20 protein-coding genes are annotated in these 20,974 nt (G+C 59.7%); 10 read left to right on the forward strand and 10 right to left on the reverse strand.

Features of this window, described 5'->3' with window-relative positions; translation table 11 throughout:
* Window positions 1-18 precede the first annotated feature (18 nt).
* Together dapC and DBP26_RS01145 are read left to right on the forward strand one after the other, a co-directional pair.
* The gene (dapC, locus tag DBP26_RS01140; RefSeq protein WP_108235768.1) at window positions 19-1,215 is read left to right on the forward strand and encodes a succinyldiaminopimelate transaminase; all 1,197 of its coding nucleotides are present in this window, start codon (window positions 19-21) and stop codon (window positions 1,213-1,215) included.
* A gap of 186 nt (window positions 1,216-1,401) precedes the next feature.
* On the forward strand, window positions 1,402-2,112 hold the full coding sequence (locus DBP26_RS01145) for a M12 family metallopeptidase (protein WP_108235769.1): 711 nt from the start codon (window positions 1,402-1,404) through the stop codon (window positions 2,110-2,112).
* Window positions 2,113-2,180: 68 nt separating this feature from the next.
* On the opposite strand, the gene DBP26_RS01150 is transcribed toward DBP26_RS01145, so the two are convergent.
* On the reverse strand, window positions 2,181-3,827 hold the full coding sequence (locus DBP26_RS01150) for a Na+/H+ antiporter (RefSeq protein ID WP_108235770.1): 1,647 nt from the start codon (window positions 3,825-3,827) through the stop codon (window positions 2,181-2,183).
* Window positions 3,828-4,059: 232 nt separating this feature from the next.
* On the opposite strand from DBP26_RS01150, the gene DBP26_RS01155 reads away from it, so the two are divergent.
* The 4 genes from DBP26_RS01155 to DBP26_RS01170 all read left to right on the forward strand — a co-directional run bounded on the left by DBP26_RS01155 (window position 4,060) and on the right by DBP26_RS01170 (window position 7,240).
* Entirely contained in the window at window positions 4,060-4,428 is a 369-nt protein-coding gene (locus DBP26_RS01155; RefSeq protein ID WP_108235771.1) for an ArsC family reductase, read from the forward strand.
* Window positions 4,429-4,532: 104 nt separating this feature from the next.
* Entirely contained in the window at window positions 4,533-5,567 is a 1,035-nt protein-coding gene (gene dapD / locus DBP26_RS01160; protein ID WP_108235772.1) for a 2,3,4,5-tetrahydropyridine-2,6-dicarboxylate N-succinyltransferase, read from the forward strand.
* 66 nt (window positions 5,568-5,633) lie between these two features.
* On the forward strand, window positions 5,634-6,839 hold the full coding sequence (locus tag DBP26_RS01165; protein WP_108235773.1) for a cysteine desulfurase: 1,206 nt from the start codon (window positions 5,634-5,636) through the stop codon (window positions 6,837-6,839).
* Window positions 6,836-7,240, forward strand: a complete 405-nt coding sequence (locus DBP26_RS01170; protein ID WP_108235774.1) for a SufE family protein — start codon at window positions 6,836-6,838, stop codon at window positions 7,238-7,240. The genes DBP26_RS01165 and DBP26_RS01170 overlap by 4 nt, the downstream gene beginning before the upstream one ends.
* Before the next feature lie 118 nt (window positions 7,241-7,358).
* Here DBP26_RS01170 and DBP26_RS01175 read toward each other — a convergent pair whose 3' ends face one another.
* The gene (locus DBP26_RS01175) at window positions 7,359-8,039 is read right to left on the reverse strand and encodes a hypothetical protein (protein WP_108235775.1); all 681 of its coding nucleotides are present in this window, start codon (window positions 8,037-8,039) and stop codon (window positions 7,359-7,361) included.
* A gap of 239 nt (window positions 8,040-8,278) precedes the next feature.
* On the opposite strand from DBP26_RS01175, the gene DBP26_RS01180 reads away from it, so the two are divergent.
* The gene (locus DBP26_RS01180) at window positions 8,279-9,187 is read left to right on the forward strand and encodes a LysR family transcriptional regulator (RefSeq protein ID WP_108235776.1); all 909 of its coding nucleotides are present in this window, start codon (window positions 8,279-8,281) and stop codon (window positions 9,185-9,187) included.
* 132 nt (window positions 9,188-9,319) lie between these two features.
* Here the strand turns inward: DBP26_RS01180 and DBP26_RS01185 are convergent, their stop codons facing one another.
* From DBP26_RS01185 to DBP26_RS01205, 5 genes are all read right to left on the reverse strand, one after another.
* Window positions 9,320-10,021 carry an ABC transporter ATP-binding protein gene (locus DBP26_RS01185; protein WP_108235777.1) on the reverse strand — a complete coding sequence of 234 codons (702 nt, stop codon included), beginning with the start codon at window positions 10,019-10,021 and terminating at the stop codon, window positions 9,320-9,322.
* Entirely contained in the window at window positions 10,022-10,789 is a 768-nt protein-coding gene (gene livG / locus DBP26_RS01190; protein ID WP_108235778.1) for a high-affinity branched-chain amino acid ABC transporter ATP-binding protein LivG, read from the reverse strand.
* The gene (locus DBP26_RS01195; RefSeq protein WP_108235779.1) at window positions 10,789-12,051 is read right to left on the reverse strand and encodes a high-affinity branched-chain amino acid ABC transporter permease LivM; all 1,263 of its coding nucleotides are present in this window, start codon (window positions 12,049-12,051) and stop codon (window positions 10,789-10,791) included. Before DBP26_RS01195 ends, livG begins: the two co-directional genes overlap by 1 nt.
* Window positions 12,048-12,977: a high-affinity branched-chain amino acid ABC transporter permease LivH gene (gene livH, locus DBP26_RS01200; RefSeq protein ID WP_108235780.1), complete on the reverse strand. Its 930-nt coding sequence runs from the start codon at window positions 12,975-12,977 to the stop codon at window positions 12,048-12,050. The genes DBP26_RS01195 and livH overlap by 4 nt, the downstream gene beginning before the upstream one ends.
* A gap of 215 nt (window positions 12,978-13,192) precedes the next feature.
* Complete coding sequence (locus DBP26_RS01205; protein WP_108235781.1) at window positions 13,193-14,320, reverse strand: branched-chain amino acid ABC transporter substrate-binding protein; 1,128 nt, start codon at window positions 14,318-14,320, stop codon at window positions 13,193-13,195.
* A gap of 329 nt (window positions 14,321-14,649) precedes the next feature.
* On the opposite strand from DBP26_RS01205, the gene DBP26_RS01210 reads away from it, so the two are divergent.
* From DBP26_RS01210 to nhaA, 3 genes are all read left to right on the forward strand, one after another.
* Window positions 14,650-14,949, forward strand: a complete 300-nt coding sequence (locus tag DBP26_RS01210; RefSeq protein ID WP_177410979.1) for a DUF2288 domain-containing protein — start codon at window positions 14,650-14,652, stop codon at window positions 14,947-14,949.
* 293 nt (window positions 14,950-15,242) lie between these two features.
* Window positions 15,243-16,856, forward strand: a complete 1,614-nt coding sequence (locus tag DBP26_RS01215; protein WP_108235782.1) for an NAD(P)/FAD-dependent oxidoreductase — start codon at window positions 15,243-15,245, stop codon at window positions 16,854-16,856.
* A gap of 314 nt (window positions 16,857-17,170) precedes the next feature.
* Complete coding sequence (nhaA, locus tag DBP26_RS01220) at window positions 17,171-18,352, forward strand: Na+/H+ antiporter NhaA (RefSeq protein ID WP_108235783.1); 1,182 nt, start codon at window positions 17,171-17,173, stop codon at window positions 18,350-18,352.
* A gap of 96 nt (window positions 18,353-18,448) precedes the next feature.
* Here the strand turns inward: nhaA and DBP26_RS01225 are convergent, their stop codons facing one another.
* From DBP26_RS01225 to DBP26_RS01235, 3 genes are all read right to left on the reverse strand, one after another.
* A complete protein-coding gene (locus DBP26_RS01225; protein ID WP_108235784.1) occupies window positions 18,449-18,913 on the reverse strand; it encodes a glycine zipper 2TM domain-containing protein in 465 nt (154 codons plus the stop codon).
* Between the two features lie 183 nt (window positions 18,914-19,096).
* Entirely contained in the window at window positions 19,097-19,744 is a 648-nt protein-coding gene (gene pdxH, locus DBP26_RS01230) for a pyridoxamine 5'-phosphate oxidase (RefSeq protein WP_108235785.1), read from the reverse strand.
* A 48-nt stretch (window positions 19,745-19,792) separates the two neighbouring features.
* On the reverse strand, window positions 19,793-20,878 hold the full coding sequence (locus DBP26_RS01235) for an OmpA family protein (RefSeq protein ID WP_108235786.1): 1,086 nt from the start codon (window positions 20,876-20,878) through the stop codon (window positions 19,793-19,795).
* Window positions 20,879-20,974 lie beyond the last annotated feature (96 nt).

Genomic DNA, 20,974 nt, shown 5'->3' on the forward strand with positions numbered 1-20,974 from the left:
TTCCGAGACGATTTGCTCATGAACAACGCCCTGCAACACCTTCAGCCTTATCCGTTCGAAAAACTGCGCGCCCTGTTGGGCGGTGTCACGCCGAACCCGGCCAAGCGTCCGATCGCGCTGTCCATCGGCGAACCCAAGCACACCTCACCTGCGTTCGTGGCCCAAGCTTTAGCCGACAATCTGGACAAGATGGCGGTCTACCCGACCACCGCAGGTATTCCAGCCTTAAGAGAAGCGATCGTCGGCTGGTGCGAACGCCGTTTTAGCGTCCCTCACGGCTGGCTCAACGCGGAGAAACATGTGTTGCCGGTCAATGGCACGCGCGAGGCGCTGTTTGCGTTCACACAGACCGTGGTCAACCGCAGTGATGATGGCCTGGTGGTGAGCCCGAACCCCTTCTATCAAATCTATGAAGGCGCGGCGTTTCTTGCGGGTGCCAAACCCCATTACCTGCCCTGCCTCGTCGAGCACGGCTTCAACCCCGACTTCGAGGCGGTGCCCGCCGATATCTGGCAACGATGCCAGATCCTGTTCCTCTGCTCACCCGGCAACCCAACCGGCGCGTTGATCCCGGTGCAGACGCTGAAAAAGCTGATTGCCCTGGCGGACGAGCATGACTTCGTCATCGCGGCGGACGAGTGCTACAGCGAGTTGTACTTCGATGAAGGCACACCCCCCGCAGGCCTGCTGACCGCATGCGCCGAGTTGGGTCGCACGGACTTCAAACGTTGTGTGGTGTTCCACAGCCTGTCCAAACGCTCCAACCTGCCCGGCCTGCGCTCGGGCTTCGTGGCCGGGGATGCCGAGATCCTCAAGGCATTTCTGCTGTACCGCACCTACCACGGCTGCGCCATGCCGGTTCAAACCCAACTGGCGAGTATTGCCGCCTGGAACGATGAGGACCACGTGCGTGCCAACCGCGACCTCTACCGTGAAAAATTCGACGCGGTATTGGACATCCTGTCCCCGGTCATGGACGTGCAGCGCCCGGATGGCAGTTTCTACCTGTGGCCCAATGTTGGCGGCGATGACGCGGCGTTCTGCCGCGATCTGTTCGAGGCCGAGCACGTCACTGTGGTGCCAGGTTCTTACCTGTCCCGCGACGTCGACGGCGCCAACCCCGGCGCAGGGCGCGTGCGCATGGCGTTGGTTGCGCCATTGGCTGAGTGTGTCGAAGCGGCAGAACGCATTCGGAACTTCGTCAAAGCCCGCTGACTGCTCGACGCTGAAACGCCATCAACCCTCGAAAGGGCTGTCCGCTACCGGTCAGCCCTTTTTGTATGCGCTTATCGCCAAAAAAATAATTATCTACATACATGCCACTCCGCGGTTCAGGGACACTGCACGCGGAGCTCAGAAGGATCTGGCCACCTCGTAATCCAGTCGGACAAGGACGTCATCATGTATACCCCACCCATTACCAACACAGCTCAAATTGCCGCACGCCAGTTCCTGAATGCTTCGTCGAGCGGGCGACGCAAGCGCTCAATAGGCTATCGATCAGCTTTCTGGCCGAACGGCAGCACATTGAAAATCGGCTTCGTGGACGAAGCGCTTTCCGAAGATCACAAACAGCACATCATCGATGCCATCAACCAATGGCAACCCTATGTCAACCTGACTTTCGAGTTCATCGATGGTCGAGAGGATCAGCCCGGGTACGGAAAAGGGGACATTCGTATCACGACCGAATCCAGCATGAATTATTCTTTGATCGGTACTGGCGCCAAAGCCAACGATCCCTGGACTCCCACCATGGTTTTAGGGATAAAGCCCTCCGACCCCAAATTCGCCAGCACCGTCATGCACGAGTTCGGTCACGCACTGGGTGCCGAACATGAGCATCAACACCCGGAAGCCGAGATTCCCTGGGACTTGCCAAAGGTCTATGCGTTCTATGCGTCAAAGGGGCATGACGCCGAAGCCGTAGACGAAAGCGTTCTGAGCCGTTTGCCATCAGAAGCCGCCCTCACGCTCCCTTACGATCGTCATTCGATCATGCACTACCCGATCGACAATGCATTGACCATTGGTGACTGGGAAGTGGGCGTGAATTCAACATTGAGCGAGAAAGACAAATCGTTCATGCGCTTGGCCTATCCACGAGACTGATCCGTTCGTATAAAAAATCGAAAATCATCACGCCAGACCTGTCTACGGCCCTTTGATTGCGCTTGTCGTCACTTGACGACACCCAGATTGGCCTCGCTCAGATCAAGCTCTGCAAGTATCAGACGCAGCACGTCATCGCCAATCTTGCGGTGACGGTGCATGCTGTACAGCTCCAGACGTTGGGCACGCAGAGCATTAATGCGCATGCGCTTCTCCAGTTGATCCATCTGGAATGCCAGTGCCTGGGCTTCTGCGGTGTCGTTGAAAATTTCGAGCCGATGGCGGTACTCGGACATGATGCGCGACTTCACTTCTGTCGCGAGCACCGCCTGGGCCGCATCGGGCGAACCGGTCGCCCCTGGAACGTCTTCGCTTTCCAGCGTCTTGATCGCCGCTTGAGCAGTCAACTTCCATGCCTCGCGCACTTCGCGCTTGAGCCGAAGGTCAGGCTCGCTGACCAGACCGCGCAACAACAGGGGCAGGCAGACGCTTGCCACCACCAGCGACAACAAGATGACCCCGGCGGCAATGAAGATCAGCAGATCCCGCTCGGGAAACTCGACCCCGGCGGCGATCAGCATGGGCACCGACAAGGTACCGGCCAGCGTCACGGCACCGCGCACGCCCCCTACCGTCAGCAACAACGTAGAACGGGCAGACAGTTCAAGAGCGCCGTCACTTTGCCCACGCCAGCGCCTGAATTGAACCATTAGTCGCCAAACACTGCGTACCCAGACATAACGCAAAATGGCCAGCACGATGAAGATCGCCAGGACATCCAGACAACGCCAGAGTAACGCTGGCCAGAGTGTCTCTTCGTGATGCGTGACGGCACTGACGATGTCCGGTAACTGCAGACCGAGCAGCAGAAAAATGAGTCCGTTGAAAGCGAATTCCAGAAGGGTCCACACGCTGCGATTGAGTAGACGGGTGCTGGTCTGGCGCGGCAACAGATCCACCCAGCTCTGCATCATCCCCGCCGCGACGGCAGAGAGAATGCCCGAGACCTCAAGTCGCTCCGCTAACACATAGGCGGCAAAGGGCAGCAGCAACATAAACACCACATGGGTGGCCGGATCGTCCCAGCCCCGCGTGATCATCCAACTGCGAAAGCGCCCCACCACCCAACTCAGCACCACGCCGACAGCCAGTCCGCCGACGGCCACTAAAATGAATGTCAGACTGGCATCGGTCAGGGAAAACACCCCCGTGATCGCCGCCGCCAGGGCGAACTTGAAGGTCACAAGGCCCGATGCATCGTTCATCAGCGCCTCTCCCTGCAACATGCGCATGATGGGCGCGGGCAATCGGTCCTGTGCAATCGCGGAGACCGCAACGGCATCTGTCGGCGACAACACGGCAGCCAGCGCAAATGCCACCGGTAGCGGAACGCTAGGCAGTAGCCAGTGAATGAAGTACCCCGCACCGATGACCGTGAAAATCACTAACCCCACGGCAAGTGTCAGGATCGGGCCGCGATAACGCCAGAAGTCGCGCTTGGGCATGCGCCAGCCATCGGAAAACAACAGCGGCGGCAAGAAGAGGAAGAGAAACAGTTCAGGGTCCAGCGCGACATGCAGCCCCAATGTCGGCCAGGCCAGTAGCGCTCCCGCGGCGATCTGCACCAGTGGCAGGGGCAGCGGAATCACCCGTGCGAGCAAGCGTGAAACACCGACCAGCGTCAACAGGATCAGGACGGTATAGGCGGTCTGCATTGCGTTTTCCTCAAACAAGCGGCATTTGACCGATCCCCAAGGGCCGCTCGGGATCGACGTCGAAACGGCATATTAGCCGGTCAAGCGATGCGCCCGGATTCATACCTAGGTCTGAATCGCTGCAAAAATGCGCGGCCTTGGGTACAAACCTTCGGCAAGGCGTACCTTGCCCGTTCGTACGTGGCATAATCCGTGACCGTTTTTTTCGCCGTCCCAGAGGAGGAGCACGCTAATGGCGGACACACCGTTTCACCTGTTCGGGATCAAAGCCTGCGACACCATGACGAAAGCACGCGCATGGCTGGATGAAAAATCGGTGGATTACGATTTCCACGATTATAAAAAGCTGGGCATCGACCGTGAACACCTGACCCAGTGGTGCAACGAGCATGGCTGGCAAACCGTGTTGAATCGTGCAGGCACGACTTTCCGCAAACTGGATGAGGCGCAGAAAGCCGACCTCGACCAGGACAAGGCGATCGAATTGATGCTCGCCCAGCCGTCGATGATCAAGCGCCCGGTGCTGGATCTCGGCAGCAAGACCCTGATTGGCTTCAAACCCGAACTGTACGCAGCCGCTATCGCCGAACACGCGAGATGAACGCGCAGCAAAAGTTGGCAAGGCATCGCGAAAACGCCTCGCTGCCAGCGCGTCCGTTTCATGTCGCCTGTGATTGAGATAGCTACTTTACGAGGTATTTTTGCATGTCCACTTCCCTGTTCAGCCTGGCCTTCGGTGTCGGCACTCAAAACCGCCAAGGCGCCTGGCTGGAAGTCTTCTACGCCCTGCCCTTGCTCAACCCGTCGGCTGAAATCGTAGCCGCCGTTTCGCCAGTTCTGGGCTACGAAGGCGGTAACCAGGCCATCACGTTCACCACCGACCTGGCCTCGAAACTGGCCGAAGCGCTGAAGCCGGTCGACGCCGCACAAGCCGCGCTGCTGACCCGTCTGGCTGAGAGCCACAAGCCACTGGTCGCGACTGTGCTGGCCGAAGATGCTGCGCTGACTTCCACGCCTGAGGCTTACCTCAAGCTGCACTTGCTGTCCCATCGCCTGGTCAAGCCGCATGGCTTGAGCCTGGCCGGTGTCTTCCCGCTGCTGCCTAACGTGGCCTGGACCAACCAGGGCGCCATCGACCTGGGCGAATTGGCCGAGCGTCAACTGGAAGCGCGCTTGAAGGGCGAGTTGCTGGAAGTCTTCTCCGTCGACAAATTCCCGAAAATGACCGACTACGTCGTACCGGCCGGTGTGCGTATCGCTGACACCGCGCGCGTTCGCCTGGGCGCCTACATCGGCGAAGGCACGACCGTGATGCACGAAGGCTTCGTCAACTTCAACGGTGGCACCGAAGGCCCTGGCATGATCGAAGGCCGTGTGTCGGCGGGCGTCTTCGTCGGCAAAGGCTCCGACCTTGGCGGCGGTTGCTCGACCATGGGTACGCTCTCGGGCGGCGGCAATATCGTGATCAAGGTCGGCGAAGGCTGCCTGATCGGCGCCAACGCCGGCATCGGCATCCCGCTGGGTGATCGCAACACCGTCGAAGCCGGTCTCTACATCACCGCAGGCACCAAGGTTGCGCTGCTCGATGAGAACAACGAACTGGTCAAGGTGATCAAGGCCCGCGACCTGGCCGGCCAGCCCGACCTGCTGTTCCGTCGCAACTCGCAGACCGGCGCCGTGGAATGCAAATCCCACAAGTCGGCCATCGAGTTGAACGAAGCGCTGCACGCTCACAACTGATCGACCGCGGAGGGCGGACTCGTTGCATAATGAGCCCGCTCCCTCCGATGAGAGAGCCAACTTCTCATGTCCCTGATTTCTCCGTGGCGCACTGACTTCCCCGCTCTCGATGCTTTGGAACGGCAAGGCCAGGTTTACCTGGACAGCGCAGCCACCGCGCAAAAACCCCAAGCCCTGATCGACGCCCTTGCCCACTATTACGCCAACGGCGCCGCCAACGTGCATCGCGCGCAACATTTGCCTGGTGCGATGGCCACGCAGGCGTTCGAAGACACTCGCCACAAAGTTGGGGAGTGGCTGAATCTCGGGACTTGCGGACACGTCATTTTCACCCATGGGGCCACCTCGGCGTTCAACCTGCTGGCCTACGGCCTGGAGCCGCTGTTCCAGACTGGAGACGAAATCGTCATCAGCGCCCTGGAACACCACGCCAATCTGTTGCCCTGGCAGCAACTGGCACAGCGTCGTGGTCTGAAACTGGTGGTTTTGCCACTGACCGCTGACGGCACCGTTGACCTGGACGCTGCAAGCTCGCTGATCAACGCCCGCACCCGACTGCTCGCGATCAGCCAACTGTCCAATGTGCTCGGCACCTGGCAACCCGTCTCACCCTTGGTGGAAATGGCCAAGGCACACCACGCGCTGACGGTCGTCGATGGCGCGCAGGGTGTGGTACATGGCCGCCATGATGTGCAAGCCCTGGGTTGCGATTTCTACGTGTTTTCCAGCCATAAACTGTACGGCCCGGACGGTGTGGGTGTGTTGTTCGGGCGCCATGAGGCACTGGCCCGCTTACGACCCTGGCAATTTGGTGGCGAAATGGTGCTTCAGGCCGGGTATGAGCATGCGACGTTCCGTCCGGCACCCTTGGGGTTCGAGGCTGGCACGCCGCCGGTGTCGGGCGTGATCGGCCTGGGCGCCACCCTTGATTATCTGAACGACGTAAATCAGTCGACCGCAACTGAACATGAAGCCCGTCTTCATGAACTGTTGTGCACCGGCCTGCGCCTGCGCGAGGGTATACGCCTGGTCGGCGTACCGCAGGTGGCTCTGGCGAGTTTTGTCGTAGAGGGCGTGCACAACGCCGATCTCGCGCATTTGCTGACCGAGCAAGGCATCGCCGTGCGGGCTGGCCATCATTGTGCAATTCCGTTGATCGACCGCCTCGGGCTGTCGGGGGCGATCCGAGTCTCGTTGGGGCTGTACAACGACTCTGCGGATCTGGAGCGATTCTTCGACGCGCTGGATCAAGCGCTGGAACTGCTGCGATGACTCTGCCAGATGACGCCAGGACTGCCCTGGCCACCTTCGATGCCTCGTTAGCTTGGGAGCAGCGTGCGCGTTTGCTGATGCAGTGGGGCGAGCGCCTGCCGCCGCTGGCCGAAGACGAGAAAACAGATGACCACCTGGTGCACGGCTGCGAAAGCAAGGTCTGGCTGGTGGGCCGGGTGATCGAAGGAAAATGGCAGTTTCACGCCGCCAGCGATGCGCGTCTGATCCGCGGCCTGGTGGCGCTGCTCCTGGCGCGGGTCAACGGCCTGACCGCCGCCGAATTGCAACAGGTCGATCTGAAGGCATGGTTCACCCAATTGGGCCTGACCCGCCAGCTTTCCCCATCGCGCAGCAATGGGTTGAACGCCGTCTTACAGAAAATGCAGCGACTGGCGGGCTAAACGCTCACCCCATGACCGGGCTTCCCGATGAAGGGGGTTGGCAGCAGCAACGCCGCCAGCAAGTCAGCCCCATGAAACCCGACCGATTCGGAGCCTGCGCGCCCAGCCCGAAACGACCTCAATCGTTGCGCAATCCGCCAAAGTAAGCACAGCCACGCTGCACTTGGCCATTGACCCGCAGCTCGGCGGTCAGGTGCTGCACCGAACCGTTGACTGGATCGACGCAGCGTTGTGGCGCCACGTACAACTCGACGTGCTGATCGTTGGCGTCCGTGATCAGGTTGAAACGGCCTTCAGGCATCTGCTCTTCCACGTAGGGCACCGCGAATGGTTCCAGGCCCTCTCTCTCCAGCACCAGGCCCTTGCCACTCGCGTTGAGGTTCCACTTAGGACCGTTGCCACTGGCATGAATCGTCAGGCGCTTGAAGTTAGGATCTTCGCAGGCCCCGTTTGGCCGCTCGATGCGGTACAGCTGAAAAACATCGGCTTGACCATCGCTGCCCTGAGCGCGGCTGGCGACGAAGTTGCCGCGTACGTCTGCGAACGCCTGGCCGCGCTTGTCCACCACCGACGCAGCCTCCTGGAGGATGCCCGTGTTGCCCTTGTCCGTTATTGCATAGCGACGCTGTTCGTTGCAGGGCTCGAAGAACAACTTGCCGCCCTCACCGCTCAACGTGCCCTGCATGCGGACCATCCCGGCGGTCGATACCTTGTCGCCATCGGAGTGCACTGGCAAGAACTGGCAACCGGCGAACAGGGGCAATAGGGCGAACAGGGCAACAGAGCGAACAGCAAGCATGGGTGATCTCCAGACACGGGTGCCGCCACGTTACTCATGCTGGCCCGGCACCACAAGCGCTGATTGCAGGGGTGTATGCAGCACCGTGTCGGCCATTAACTTCTACCCGTTGACGAGATAAATCCTCTGTTTGAGGGCCGTCGCTCGAAAGAGCCTATCCGTTCGGAGAGTTTGCGAATCGATACGTCAGCCCTACTATCGGCGCTTTCGTGGGTCGGCCCGTTGCAAAGGAAGCAGTCATGAGTGAAATGGAAGATCTGGCAGCGTTTGCCATGTTGATCGAAGCCAACAGTTTCACCGTTGCCGCCCAGTGGCTCGACATCAGCACCAGCCAGCTCTCCAAACGCATCAGCAAACTGGAAAACGGTTTCGGCGCCCGATTGCTCCATCGCACCACCCGGAGTCTGTCGTTGACGGCCGCAGGCGCAGTGCTGCTGCCCGAAGCACGGGCGTTGCTGGCGCAGCGAGACAAGGTGCGCGATGCCATGGCCTGCCTGAGCGAGCGGCTGGTGGGAAGCGTGCGCCTGACGGTCCCTGCTTCTCTGGGCGAGTCTGTGTTCAGCGCGCTGCAAACCGGATTTTCGCCCAGTTTTCCGGATGTGCACGTTGATCTGGATGTGAACGATGCGTATCGCGAAGTGGGGCGAGGCGGCTTCGATCTGGGTATACGTGGCAGCATGGGCATTACGCAGCGCCTGACGGCCACTCCCCTTTTTGCGTCACAGGAGTTGACGTGCGCCAGCCCCGATTATCTGGCGCAACAAGGCAGGCCCCAAACGCCGGAAGCACTTCGCCTGCACAACTGTCTGGCGGGACACTCGCAGCCACATCGGGACACTTGGAATTACCAACTGAACCAGGAAGTCAGCCGAGTGAATGTGCGGGGGACGTTTTCCAGCAATCATCATGGCCTATTGAAACAGGCAGCGCTGGCAGGGCTTGGCATCGTGCGACTGCCGTCCTGCCTGGTGCACAACGAATTGAATGAAGGTCGGCTGCAGTGGTTGCTGCGTGACTACCAAACCCCGGTTTCATCGCTGTTTCTGGTGCACGGCTGCGACGGACATCTGCCTAGGCGCGTGCGGGTGATGGCAGATTTCTTGAGGGAGTGGTTCGAACGTTGCAGCGTCAGACTGCAAACGCTTTGAAGGTAAAAAGGGCCCCTTGATAGGACCCTTTTCAGAGCATGGAGACGACTGCGCAACAGCCTGCCCCGTCAGCGAGAGCGCCTGAACTGCCCCACCGCAGAGACCATCCCGTGGCGGGCGTGGCCAGCGACCTCAACCGCCCAGGTAAGCATCCCGCACTTTCGGATCGACCAGCAGCTCGGCGCCGGTGCCCTGCATCACCACCCGACCGTTTTCCAGCACATAGGCACGGTCGGCGATTTTCAGGGCCTGATTGGCGTTTTGCTCGACCAGGAACACTGTCACCCCTTCACGGCGCAGTTGTTCGACGATCTCGAAAATCTGCTGAATGATGATCGGCGCCAGGCCCAGCGACGGCTCATCGAGCAGCAGCATTTTTGGTTTGCTCATCAAGGCGCGGCCGATGGCGAGCATCTGCTGCTCGCCGCCGGACATCGTGCCGCCGCGCTGGTTGAAGCGCTCTTTCAGACGCGGGAAGAGCTCCAGGACCTTGTCCATCTGCTCCTGATAATCGCCCTTGTCGGTGAAGAAACCGCCCATGGCCAGGTTCTCCTCGACGGTCAGGCGGGCGAACACGCGGCGGCCTTCCGGCACGACCGCGATGCTCTTGCGCATGATCACCGAGGACTCCAGCCCGACCAGCTCTTCGCCCATGTAGCGGATGCTGCCACTGTGAGCGCGAGGCGAGCCGCACAGGGTCATCAACAGGGTAGACTTACCTGCGCCGTTGGCGCCGATCAGCGTTACGATCTCCCCCTGTTGCACATCGATGCTGACGCTGTGCAAGGCCTGAATCTTGCCGTAGAAGGTGGAAACGTTGTCGAACTGCAGCATTTACGCTTCCCCCAGGTAGGCTTTGATCACATCAGGATTGTCGCGGATCTGTTCGGGCGTGCCATCGGCCAGCGGCGTACCCTGGTTGATCACCACAATGTGGTCGGAAATGCTCATGACCAGCTTCATGTCATGCTCGATCAGCAACACCGTGGCGTTGTGTTCGTTACGCAACACACCGATCAGCGCCTTAAGGTCTTCGGTTTCCTTGGGGTTCAGGCCTGCCGCCGGTTCGTCGAGCATCAGGATGCGCGGACGCGTCATCATGCAGCGGGCGATTTCCAGGCGGCGTTGCTGACCATAGGCCAGCGTGCCGGCCGGGCGGTTGGCGAAGGCTTTCAGGTCAACGGCTTCCAGCCAATGCTCGGCGTATTCCATCGCCTCGCGCTCGCTCTTGCGGTACGCCGGGGTCTTGAACAGGCCAGACAGGAAGTTGGTGTTCAGGTGGCGGTGCTGGGCGACCAGCAGGTTTTCCACGGCGGTCATTTCCTTGAACAGACGCACGTTCTGGAAGGTCCGCACCACGCCTTTACGGGCGATCTCGTGACCGGCCAGGCCCTGAATCGGCTCACCGTCCAGCAGGATGGTGCCCGCTGTAGGCTTGTAGAAACCGGTCAGGCAGTTGAAAACGGTGGTCTTGCCCGCGCCGTTCGGGCCGATCATCGACACGACCTGCTTTTCCTGAACGGTCAAACCGACGCCATTGACCGCCAACAGGCCGCCAAAGCGCATGCTCAAGCCAGAGGCTTGCAGAAGTGGACGGCTCATCAGCGTTCCCCTTTGAGTTTCATGACGGGACGCTGCATCGGCAGGAAGCCCTGAGGACGCCAGATCATCATCAGCACCATCAAGGCGCCGAAGCCCAGCATGCGGTATTCGCTGAATTCGCGAAGCAGTTCCGGCAACAGGATCATCACGACCGCCGCGAGAATCACACCCAACTGAGAACCCATGCCGCCCAGTACCACGATGGCGAGGATGATCGCCGATTCGAGGAACGTGAACGACTCTGGGGTAATCAGGCCTTGGCGTGCAGCAAAGAAGCTACCCGCGAAACCGGCGAACGCAGCACCCAGGGTGAACGCGGAAAGCTTGATCACCGTCGGGTTCAGACCCAATGCGCGGCAGGCGATTTCGTCTTCGCGCAGGGCTTCCCAGGCACGGCCGATCGGCATGCGCAGCAGGCGGTTGATCACAAACAGTGCCAGCAGCGCCAGCAGCAAGGCGATCAGATAAAGGAAGATCACCTTATTGATGGAGTTGTATTCCAGGCCGAAGAATTCGTGAAAGGTCTGCATGCCTTCGGCCGCTTTACGTTCGAAGGTGAGGCCGAACAGGGTCGGTTTTTCGATGTTGCTGATTCCGTTCGGGCCGCCCGTGATGTCGGTCAGGTTACGCAGGAACAGGCGAATGATTTCACCGAAGCCCAGGGTCACGATCGCCAGGTAGTCGCCGCGCAGGCGCAATACCGGAAAGCCCAGCAGAAAGCCGAACGTCGCCGACGCCAGACCGGCCAATGGCAGGCAAATCCAGAAACCGAATCCGAAGTAGTGTTGCAACAGCGCATAGGTGTAGGCACCGACGGCATAGAACCCGACATAACCCAGGTCCAACAGGCCTGCAAGGCCGACCACAATGTTCAGACCCAGGCCCAGCATCACGTAGATCAGGATCAGGGTCGCGATGTCGACTGCGCCACGGGAGCCGAAGAACGGCCAGATCAGGGCGACGACAACGATGGCGCCGAGGAACCAGCGCTGAGTGGACTGTTGGGTCAGCAGATTGCTGGCCTTGTCCGACACCAGTTTGGTCTGAGGACGCGAGCGCCACAGGGCACTGATCTGCTCATTGAACAGCACACGCAAGAACATCAAGACGGCGGCGGCGAAGATCACCAGTACCGTGGTGGTGCTGGCACCGACGACCGCCAGGTTGACACCGACGATGTCCAGTTTCAGGCCAAGGATGGGGTAAGCGACGGCCAGCACCAGCGCTGCGCTGAAGAGGGCCGATTTGAGATTCCTGGTCATACTTTTTCAACCTCCGGACGGCCGAGCAGGCCGGTTGGCCGGAACAACAACACCAATACGAGAAGACCGAACGCCACCACATCCTTGTACTGGTCGCCGAAGATGTCGGCGCCGAACGCTTCAGCCACACCCAGCACCAGACCGCCGAGCATCGCGCCCGGGATACTGCCGATACCGCCCAGTACCGCAGCGGTGAAGGCCTTGATGCCGACGAGGAAACCGGCGTTGGGATTGATCACGCCGTATTGCATGCTCAGCAGCACTGCAGCGACTGCGGCCAGTGCAGCACCGATGACGAAGGTCAGGGCGATGATGTTGTTGGTGTTGATGCCGAGCAGGTTGGCCATCTTGATGTCTTCGGCACAGGCGCGGCAGGCGCGACCCAGGCGAGAGCGGGAGATGAACCAGGTAAGACCGAGCATGGCCACGACGGTCACGATGAAGATCAGGATCTGCATATACGAGATCACCACTTCATGGGTGGAGCCTGGGCCGAACACGAAGTTGCCGGGAATCAGGTTGGGAATCGATTTATCTTTCGAGTCCTGCGACAACAGCACGGTGTTCTGCAGGAAGATCGACATGCCGATCGCGGAAATCAGAGGGATCAGGCGGTTGCTGCCGCGCAGCGGACGGTAGGCAACCCGTTCGATGGCGTAACCGTAGGCGCTGGTCACCACGATACTGGCGACGAAGGCTGCGGTAATCAGCAGGGGCAGGTTGTCCAGGCCCAGCATGGTCAGGCCCGCCAGCGCGATGAACGCGATGTAGGAGCCGATCATGTACACCTCGCCGTGGGCGAAGTTGATCATGCCGATGATGCCGTAAACCATTGTGTAGCCAATGGCGATCAAGGCATAGGTGCTGCCAATGGTCATGCCATTAACCAGCTGTTGAAAGAAATGATAGATGTCTATCTCGGGCATTTGCCGCGCTCCTAAAAACCTTCTCGGTGTTTCACTGGTGAAGTCTTTTCCCGCTCGCGCGTCGTGATCTACGTCCGCGTTTGGCACGAGCCCAGTGATTCACTGGTGCGGTTTCAAGATGTTCAGGGCATCGGGATTCTTGTGAAATCCGTCGGCCTCGTAAAACAAAGCCCACTGCGATTGCAGTGGGCTCTGGGTCAGCATGAAGGGCGTGATTACTTCACAGGCGCTTCAGTCTTGGTGCCATCTTTGTGCCAGGTGTAGACGACGAATTTGAAGTCTTTCAGGTCACCTTTGGCATCGAACGACAGATCGCCGGTCGGGGTCTTGAAGGTGCCTTTATGGATGGCCTCGGCAACTTTCGCGGTGTCTTCGGACTTGGCCGCCTTGATACCGTCAGCGATGACTTCCACCGCAGCGTAAGCCGGGAATACGAATGGACCGCTCGGGTCTTCCTTCTTCGCCTGGAAGGCCTCGACCAGCGCTTTGTTCGCTGGATCCTGATCGAAGGACTTCGGCAGGGTCACCAGCAGGCCTTCGGAAGCATCCTGAGCGATCTGCGAGATGGACGCGTTACCCACGCCTTCCGGCCCCATGAAACCGGCCTTCAGGCCTTTTTCCTGTGCCTGACGCAGGATCAGGCCCAACTCTGGGTGGTAGCCGCCGTAGTAGACGAAGTCGACGTTGGCCTGCTTCATTTTGGCGATCAGCGATGAGAAGTCCTTGTCGCCGGCGTTGATGCCTTCGAAGAGGGCGACTTTCACGCCATCTTTTTCCAGGGTTTGCTTGACGGCGGTGGCGATGCCTTCACCGTACTGTTGCTTGTCGTGAATGACCGCAACGATCTTCGGCTTGACCTGCTTGGCGATGTATTCGCCGGCCGCCGGGCCTTGCGCGCTGTCCAGGCCGATGGTGCGGAACACCAGCTTGTAGCCACGCGCGGTGATGTCCGGGCTGGTGGCGGCTGGGGTGATCATGATCACGCCTTCGTCTTCATAGATGTCGGACGCAGGCTGAGTGGAGCTGGAGCACAGGTGGCCGACGACGAATTTCACGCCATCGTTGACCACTTTGTTGGCGACCGCGACCGCTTGTTTAGGGTCACAGGCATCGTCGTACTCAACGGCCTCAAGTTTCTTGCCGTCCACGCCACCTTTGGCGTTGATTTGTTCGATGGCCATCTTGGCACCGCTGAACTGCATGTCGCCGTATTGGGCAACCGCGCCGGTTTTCGGGCCGGCGATGCCGATCTTGATGGTGTCGGCTGCGAACGAATGGCTGGCAACCCCCGCCAGAACCAGTGCGGCAAACAACTTGGAAATCTGATTAATGCCCTTAGTCATGATGCTCCACTCTTGCGTTGTAGTTTTTATAATCCTGACGGCCAAACGCTGCAGGACCGGATTGATGTATCCAGGCCTCACCCCCGGCAACTGTACCGGAACAGTTTAGAGTGCCGGTCGCGCGCTTGAAAAGCTGGCGACAGGGGGCAAAGCCTGTTGATGTCGCTTAATCGAAAGAAAGATACACAATCAAGCCGGTCGATCACCCCGCCGGGTCATGATCGCGATCGGCCTGCGCGAAGTTCTCTGCAATCAAGCACTTGAAACCGGGTTTGAGCGCAGGGAAGGCAGCGGTATCATTTGCGCCGATTTTCCAAACGGTGAAACCCATGACGCAAGAACCTAGCACCCTCTATGCCAAGCTGCTTGGCGAAACCGCCTCCATTACCTGGAAAGAATTGCAACCGTTCTTTGCCAAGGGTGCCCTGTTGTGGGTCGAACCCTCTCAAGATCTTGTGGCTGTGGCGGAGGCTTTTGCGCAAAACGCCGAGGCAACGGTGGCGGGCTGGCTGGAGAACGGAGAGGTCGGGAAGGTCTCTGAATCAACGGCTCTGGACCTGCTAGAGCGTGACCCGGCATTGTGGGCGGTGGTAGTGGCACCTTGGGTATTGATCCAAGAAAGAGCATGAGTGCGCACAGCGCACCAATTCAGCCCACTCCCATGATGGCGAAATGGGTAGATCGGTAACTTTTCAATTGCCCTGACCGCTACTGACCTCAACTGACAGGGCGCGCGCAGCGCACAAGAAGCACGCATACGGGCGCGTTCTTTCGCTTACCGCGTTTGACGGCGCACATTCGAGTGCAGCCATCGCGTCGGCCGGTGCGCTTTCGCCTCCGTTTGCCTGCCGATGTGGCTTATAATCGCCGGTTCTCGAAGTGCTGCCGGGCCGATCCTGCGGCCCGAAAACCGGATCCTTTCATGCTACGAATCACCGAACTCAAACTGCCGCTGGACCACGCGGACGAAGAGCTGCGCGTTGCGCTCCTGCAGCGTCTGGGCATCGACAGTGCCGATCTGTTGGGTTTTACACTGTTCAAGCGCAGCTACGATGCGCGCAAAAAATCCAGCGAACTGCAATTCATCTACACCCTCGATTTCGAGGTGCGCAACGAATCCGCGCTGCTCAAGCGCCTCAGCCATGACAAGCACATCGGTCCCGCTCCGGACGTCAGTTACAAAATGGTCGGCCATGCCCCCGCGGATATGAGCGAGCGCCCGCTTGTGGTCGGCTTCGGTCCATGCGGCATCTTCGCCGGCTTGTTGCTGGCGCAGATGGGCTTCAGACCGATCATCCTGGAACGTGGCAAGGAGGTGCGCCAGCGCACGAAAGACACATGGGGCCTCTGGCGCAAGAACGTGCTTAACCCTGAGTCCAATGTGCAATTCGGCGAGGGCGGCGCCGGGACGTTCTCCGACGGCAAGCTCTATAGCCAGATCAAGGATCCGAAATTCCACGGACGCAAGGTGCTCCACGAATTCGTCAAGGCGGGTGCGCCGGAAGAGATTCTCTACGTCAGCAAGCCACACATCGGTACGTTTCGCCTGACTGGCGTCGTGGAAAACATGCGCCAGCAGATCATCGCTCTGGGCGGCGAAGTGCGCTTCCAACAGAAAGTCACCGACGTGCTCATCGAAGACGAGCATATCCAAGGCGTTATGCTCGAGGGCGGTGAGCGCATCGCATCCAGACACGTGATTCTCGCCCTGGGCCACAGTGCACGAGACACTTTCCGCATGCTCCACGGTCGCGGCGTTTACATGGAAGCCAAGCCTTTCTCAGTGGGCTTTCGCATCGAACACCCTCAAGGCCTGATCGACCGTGCGCGGCTGGGCAAATACGCGGGTCATCCGAAGCTCGGGGCCGCCGACTACAAACTGGTGCACCACGCGAAGAACGGTCGCTCGGTGTATAGCTTCTGCATGTGTCCAGGTGGCACGGTGGTAGCAGCTACCTCGGAGCCCAATCGGGTCGTGACCAACGGTATGAGCCAGTATTCGCGTAACGAGCGCAATGCCAACTCAGGAATCGTGGTCGGCATCAGCCCGGAAGAGGATTACCCGGGCAGCCCATTGGCGGGCATTGAATTGCAAGAGCGTCTGGAATCCCATGCGTACGTCATGGGTGGCGAAAACTATGAGGCGCCCGCACAGCTCGTGGGTGATTTCATCGCAGGTAAAGCGTCGACCCAACTGGGAGAAGTCGAGCCTTCCTATAAGCCCGGTGTCAAACTCACCGATCTGGCGGACGCGTTGCCTGCTTTTGCCATTGAAGCGATCCGCGAGGCACTCCCCGCCTTCGATAAGCAGATCAAAGGCTTTTCGTTGCATGACGCCGTCCTGACGGGCATTGAAACGCGCACCTCGTCCCCTCTGCGTATCACACGAGATCACGACATGCAGAGCCTCAACGTCAAAGGGCTGTTCCCGGCGGGTGAAGGGGCCGGTTACGCAGGCGGCATTTTGTCAGCGGGCGTCGATGGCATCCGGATTGCCGAGGCTGTGGCCAGAAGCATGCTGGGGGTGTTCGAGTAACGGCCCGCGCCGTAACGCATCATGCAAGCCTCTCTGAGGGCTTAACGGTGCTCACTCTCCGGCCGTTGGCGAATAGTGCTCACACAGCATGGCCATTCGGTGGGCAGATTGTTTCATGAAGCCATAATAAGAAGACACTTCCTACAGGCCCCGACACACAAGGCCTGTAGGATTTTGTAATGAAATAAATGCGAACTCTGTATACACAATTACCAACGATTTTTAATAACAAAATCGAATATAAATTTTGTATTCAGGAATAAAAACTCACGGTACGGTGTCGCTCCCTGCGTTTATGCCCAAGGAGAGAGACCTTGCCCGTTCGCAATACCTTCAAACGTTTTTTCAAGCTCGAGGCAGCGGGAGGTCTCCTGTTGATTGCGGCCGCCGCGCTCGCTTTGCTGATCAACAATTCCCCGCTTTCCTGGCTCTATAACAGTTTCCTTGACCTTCCCGTCGCGGTCCGGATGGGTGCACTGGAAATCGCCAAGCCCCTGCTGCTGTGGATCAATGATGGTCTGATGGCGCTGTTCTTTTTGCTCATCGGGCTGGAAGTGAAACGCGAGATCATTCAGGGGCATTTGTCTCGGCTGTCGCAGGTGGTCCTGCCGGGGGCCGCAGCCATCGGCGGAATGGTTGTCCCGGCTCTGCTCTACTGGGCGCTGAACCATGACGACGCCGCAGCCATGAGTGGCTGGGCCATTCCCATGGCGACCGACATCGCCTTCGCCCTCGGCGTACTGGCGCTACTGGGTAAACGTGTCCCCGTCTCGCTCAAGCTGTTTCTCATGACGCTGGCCATCATCGACGACCTGGGCGCAATAATCGTTATCGCGCTGTTCTATTCCAGCGAGATGTCGATGCTGTCGCTGACACTGGCCTTGGCGGCACTGGCCGGACTCATCGTCATGAACCGACTCGGCGTGGCCAAACTGACGCCTTATCTGTTGCTGGGCCTGGTCTTGTGGGTGTGCGTGCTGAAAAGCGGCGTGCATGCCACGTTGGCGGGGGTGGTCCTCGCATTGTGCATCCCTTTGAAAACCGTCCGGGACGCGCCCTCCCCTCTGCAACTGCTGGAGCATGCTCTCCATCCATGGGTGGCGTACGGCATCCTTCCGCTGTTCGCATTCGCCAACGCCGGTGTCTCGCTCAGCGGGGTGACGCTTGAAAGCTTCAGCCACCCTGTCCCCATGGGCATCGCGCTGGGGCTGCTGGTGGGTAAGACCGTCGGAGTATTCGGCCTGACCTGGCTGGCCATCAAAGGGGGATGGGCGGCATTGCCCACAGGTGCAAACTGGGGTCAGGTGCTGGGAGTGTCGGTGTTATGCGGCATCGGTTTCACCATGAGCCTGTTCGTGGGCTCCCTGGCATTCGTACCGGGACAGAGCCCCTTTGCGGGCATGGACCGCATGGGCATTCTGAGCGGCTCCATCATCGCCGCACTGGCGGGGTATGGATTGATGGCGATGGCGAGTCGAAAAGCGCCCGGTGCCTGACTGCTACTTTCTCCCTGTAGACGGAAAGCAAAACGCCCCGAATGATCGGGGCGTTTTTTTGTAAGCGAGTGTGACAATCGCACCCGCTTGCGGGCATCAGTGGCTGACGCGGCTCGTGCCGTTGACCGTCATGATGCGGACACGGTCGCCAATCCGGAAAATCTCGTTTTCCTGAACCTGCTGCACATAGGCTCGCATGGTGCCGTCGTCCTCGCGCACGGTGATCTCGACGCCTTGGGTACGGGTCAGGCCTTCCTCGGTCATCGACCCCAGCAGACCACCGGCCACGGCGCCGATTACCGCCGTCACGATGCTGCCACGCCCACCACCAATGGCGCTGCCGCCGACACCGCCGACAATCGCGCCGGCACCTGCGCCAATCGGGGTCTTGGTGCCTTCGATCTTCACAGGGCGCAGCGATTCAATGGTGCCCAGGCGCACGGTCTGCACTTGGCGAGCCTCTTCACGCGAGTAGGAGTCGCCGGTCAGGCTCGAGGTACAGCCGCCCAGCGTCAACGCCATGGCGGTGAACGAAGCAACCAGCAGAACAGACTTACGCATAACATTTGCCTCCACAGGAACAGGTAGCCATTAGACTCCGCGACGCCAATCGATGTCACGGTCCTGTACCGATAATTTACGTTCATTCAGGGGCCATACAGAATGCCACCGGCGTCTACCAGTATGGACGACGGGCCCTGAAATTGATTCAACACGTTCGCGTTCGCGCTGCTTCAACGGACGTCAGGGCGCCAGCCGCTCACGGCGCCATTGGCCGTCGACCAGACGATAGTTCAAGCGGTCATGCAGACGGCTGGGCCTCCCCTGCCAGAACTCGATGCGGTCCGGCACCAGACGATAGCCACCCCAGTGCTCAGGGCAATGCGGCTGGGTGTCCATGAAGCGTGCCTCGGTAGCCTTGAGCAGATGCTCTAACGCTTCGCGGTCTGGGATCACGCGGCTCTGCGGAGAGGCCCAAGCGCCCAAGCGACTGCCCAGAGGGCGAACCTGGAAATAGGCGTCCGATTCCTCGGCAGTCACCTTGGCGACCCTCCCCTCGATGCGCACCTGCCGCTCGAGCGTCGGCCAGAAGAAGGTCATCGCTGCAAAAGGCCGGGCCGCCAATTGCTGGCCTTTGGCGCTGTCGTAGTTGCTGAAGAATGTGAAACCCTGGGCATCCAGCCCCTTGAGAAGCAGTACTCGACAGTGAGGGCGACCCTCCGCGTCGACCGTCGCAAGGGTCATCGCATTGGCTTCGACCGGCGCCTGTTCGGTCTTGGCCGCCTCGTCGAACCAACGCTGAAACAATGCGAAAGGCTCTTCGGGTGCCTGAGACTCAGTCAAACCTTCGCGGGCATAGTTGCGACGCATATCAGCCAGACGCTGGCTCATCACTGTCTTCCTTCATCGAGATCCGTCAACGGGACGACGATATTACCCTCAGTTGGTGCTGGCCTGCGCATTGGTCGCGGGTTTCTTGGTGGCAGCTTTGGCCGGTGCAGCTTTGGCCTTCGCTGGAGCGGCCTTCTTCACTGGCGCTTTCTTCGCTGCCGCAGTCTTGGCAGGCGCCGCCTTTTTCGTCGCTGCAGCCGGTTTGCTCGGTGCCGACGCGGCAGGTGCCGGGGCCACTGCAGGCTTGGCTTGCTGCACCGCAACCAGAGTAGGTGCAGGCGGCAGGTTGTACTTGGCCATCAGGGCAACCATGGTGTCCTGCGGGGTCATGATGATTTCGACACGGCGGTTCAAGGCGCGCCCGGCTGCGCTGTCATCGGCGGCACGTGGCATCACCGCGCCCATTCCGCGCAGGTTCAGACGATTACGCTCCAGGCCGCTCAGACGGAAGATCGCAGCCACCGACTGGGCGCGTTGCTGGCTGATTTTAGTGTTGGCATCGCTCGCCACGTCGCTGTGACCCAACACCAGAATCGCGGTCTTCTGATCACCTTCCACCACCTTGGCCATACGGGTGATCGGGCCGAGGTTGATGGGCAGAAGCATTTCCGGACGATCGGGGTTGAAGGTGCTGTCGACCGGGGCCGTCACGACCAGCACATCTTCACGACGCTCGAACTGGAACTTGCTGTCCTTGATCGCTTCCCGCACTTTGGGCTCGTACTGATCGAGCCAAGCCTGCGTCACTTTCGGATCGACCTTTGGCACGGCGGGCGCAGCGTCTTTTTTCGCCTCGCTGCTACCGAACGGCCACCACCATTTGCTGCCATCGTCGGCCTTGGCCACATCCGGCTTGGCGGCAGGCTGGGTCGCCGCCAACTCAGGCTTTTTCTCGGTGGCGCCATGGTCCGAACCAAACGGCCAGTACCAGTGCGTGCCGCTTTGCGCTTCCGTCTTGGCGACTTCGGCCGCTGCGGGGCTTGCAGCGGGTTTGCCTGGCGCTGCGGCGTCCGAGCCTTTGCCAGAACCGAACGACCACCAGTGATCGCTACTGGCCGATTGATCCTGCGGGGTTTGTGCGCAACCGGTGACGGCAAGGCACAGGGCAAATGCGAGGCTTTTGTTGGCAGACATGAATGACTCACACAAATAATTGATCAGAAAATGAACGAAGCAGCGCCCATATAACACGGTTAAACGTCGAGTTGGAAAAGGAAACCGCTATGCGGT

The organism is Pseudomonas sp. RIT409, from assembly GCF_003052515.2.
In the GTDB taxonomy this organism is placed as follows: Bacteria; Pseudomonadota; Gammaproteobacteria; order Pseudomonadales; family Pseudomonadaceae; genus Aquipseudomonas.

Bases quoted from the DNA above. Each gene is read 5' to 3' on its own strand.
- dapC (WP_108235768.1), top strand. From the start codon at position 19: ATGAACAACGCCCTGCAACACCTTCAGCCTTATCCGTTCGAAAAACTG.
- DBP26_RS01145 (WP_108235769.1), top strand. From the start codon at position 1,402: ATGTATACCCCACCCATTACCAACACAGCTCAAATTGCCGCACGCCAG.
- DBP26_RS01150 (WP_108235770.1), bottom strand. From the start codon at position 3,827: ATGCAGACCGCCTATACCGTCCTGATCCTGTTGACGCTGGTCGGTGTT.
- DBP26_RS01155 (WP_108235771.1), top strand. From the start codon at position 4,060: ATGGCGGACACACCGTTTCACCTGTTCGGGATCAAAGCCTGCGACACC.
- dapD (WP_108235772.1), top strand. From the start codon at position 4,533: ATGTCCACTTCCCTGTTCAGCCTGGCCTTCGGTGTCGGCACTCAAAAC.
- DBP26_RS01165 (WP_108235773.1), top strand. From the start codon at position 5,634: ATGTCCCTGATTTCTCCGTGGCGCACTGACTTCCCCGCTCTCGATGCT.
- DBP26_RS01170 (WP_108235774.1), top strand. From the start codon at position 6,836: ATGACTCTGCCAGATGACGCCAGGACTGCCCTGGCCACCTTCGATGCC.
- DBP26_RS01175 (WP_108235775.1), bottom strand. From the start codon at position 8,039: ATGCTTGCTGTTCGCTCTGTTGCCCTGTTCGCCCTATTGCCCCTGTTC.
- DBP26_RS01180 (WP_108235776.1), top strand. From the start codon at position 8,279: ATGAGTGAAATGGAAGATCTGGCAGCGTTTGCCATGTTGATCGAAGCC.
- DBP26_RS01185 (WP_108235777.1), bottom strand. From the start codon at position 10,021: ATGCTGCAGTTCGACAACGTTTCCACCTTCTACGGCAAGATTCAGGCC.
- livG (WP_108235778.1), bottom strand. From the start codon at position 10,789: ATGAGCCGTCCACTTCTGCAAGCCTCTGGCTTGAGCATGCGCTTTGGC.
- DBP26_RS01195 (WP_108235779.1), bottom strand. From the start codon at position 12,051: ATGACCAGGAATCTCAAATCGGCCCTCTTCAGCGCAGCGCTGGTGCTG.
- livH (WP_108235780.1), bottom strand. From the start codon at position 12,977: ATGCCCGAGATAGACATCTATCATTTCTTTCAACAGCTGGTTAATGGC.
- DBP26_RS01205 (WP_108235781.1), bottom strand. From the start codon at position 14,320: ATGACTAAGGGCATTAATCAGATTTCCAAGTTGTTTGCCGCACTGGTT.
- DBP26_RS01210 (WP_177410979.1), top strand. From the start codon at position 14,650: ATGACGCAAGAACCTAGCACCCTCTATGCCAAGCTGCTTGGCGAAACC.
- DBP26_RS01215 (WP_108235782.1), top strand. From the start codon at position 15,243: ATGCTACGAATCACCGAACTCAAACTGCCGCTGGACCACGCGGACGAA.
- DBP26_RS01225 (WP_108235784.1), bottom strand. From the start codon at position 18,913: ATGCGTAAGTCTGTTCTGCTGGTTGCTTCGTTCACCGCCATGGCGTTG.
- pdxH (WP_108235785.1), bottom strand. From the start codon at position 19,744: ATGAGCCAGCGTCTGGCTGATATGCGTCGCAACTATGCCCGCGAAGGT.
- DBP26_RS01235 (WP_108235786.1), bottom strand. From the start codon at position 20,878: ATGTCTGCCAACAAAAGCCTCGCATTTGCCCTGTGCCTTGCCGTCACC.